Source organism: Gordonia sp. i37, assembly GCF_002043085.1.
Lineage (GTDB): Bacteria > Actinomycetota > Actinomycetes > Mycobacteriales > Mycobacteriaceae > Gordonia > Gordonia polyisoprenivorans.
Genome location: NZ_MVPX01000245.1, coordinates 1 through 1,275 on the forward strand (window position 1 = coordinate 1; position 1,275 = coordinate 1,275).

A 1,275-nucleotide genomic window follows, 5' to 3' on the forward strand; every position below is an offset into this window, starting at 1 on the left:
CCCCCCCATCGGGGAGGCCCAGACCCCCGCCGGAGAGCCGTCGGGCTCAGGATGTCCCATGCACATCCGCCCACCGGTGGAGGGCGGTGGCAACAACCAGTGGTGGCCGGACAAGCTGAATCTGCGTGTCCTGGCCCATAATCCCGATGTCATCCGCCCGCGCGGCGGCGACTTCGACTACGACGCCGCACTCGCCGACCTCGACGTCGACGCACTCGTCGCCGACGTCAAGGCGGTCATGACCGACTCGAAGTCGTGGTGGCCCGCCGACTTCGGTCACTACGGACCCTTCTTCATCCGCATGTCGTGGCACGCCGCGGGTACCTACCGCGTCGAGGACGGCCGCGGCGGTGCCGGCACCGGCATGCAGCGTTTCGCACCGCTGGACAGCTGGCCGGACAACGTCAGCCTCGACAAGGCGCGCCGGCTGTTGTGGCCGGTGAAGAAGAAGTACGGCAAGGCGCTGTCGTGGTCGGACCTGCTGGTCCTCGCCGGCAATGTCGCCCTCGAGGACATGGGTTTCCACACCAAGGGATTCGCGTTCGGCCGCCCCGACGAATGGGAGGCCGAGGAGGTGTACTGGGGTGCGGAGTCGACCTGGCTGGGCACCAATCTGCGCTACTCCGGTGAGCGCAACCTGGAAAAGCCGCTGGGCGCCACCACGATGGGTCTGATCTACGTCAATCCCGAAGGGCCCGAGGGCAATCCCGACTATCTCGCCGCCGCGCAAGACATCCGGGAGACCTTCGGCCGGATGGCGATGAACGACGTGGAGACCGCCGCGCTCATCGTCGGCGGACACACCTTCGGCAAGACCCACGGCAACGGTGACGCCGAAAAACTCGGCCCCGAACCCGAGGCCGCACCGCTGGAACAGATGGGGCTGGGCTGGAAGAACCCGCAGGGCACCGGCGTCGGCAACGACACCATCACCAGTGGCCTGGAGGTCACCTGGACCCACACCCCCACCAAGTGGGACAACTCGTTCCTGGAGATCCTCTACGGCAACGAGTGGGAACTGACCAAGAGCCCGGCCGGAGCCAACCAGTGGAAGCCCAAGGACAACGGCTGGGCCAACTCGGTGCCGATGGCCCAGGGCGACGGCAAGACCCACCCGTCGATGCTGACCACCGACCTCACGATGCGGTTCGATCCGATCTACGGCGAGATCACCCGCCGCTGGCTCGATCATCCCGAAGAACTGGCCGACGAGTTCGCCAAGGCCTGGTTCAAGCTGCTGCACCGTGACATGGGCCCGGCCATCCGCTACCGCGG

1 protein-coding gene is annotated in these 1,275 nt (G+C 66.9%); it reads left to right on the forward strand.

Annotation, left to right across the window (positions count from 1 at the left end):
- On the forward strand, positions 1–1,275 hold a 1,275-nt coding region (locus B1964_RS11435), incomplete at both ends, for a peroxidase family protein (RefSeq protein WP_366664275.1).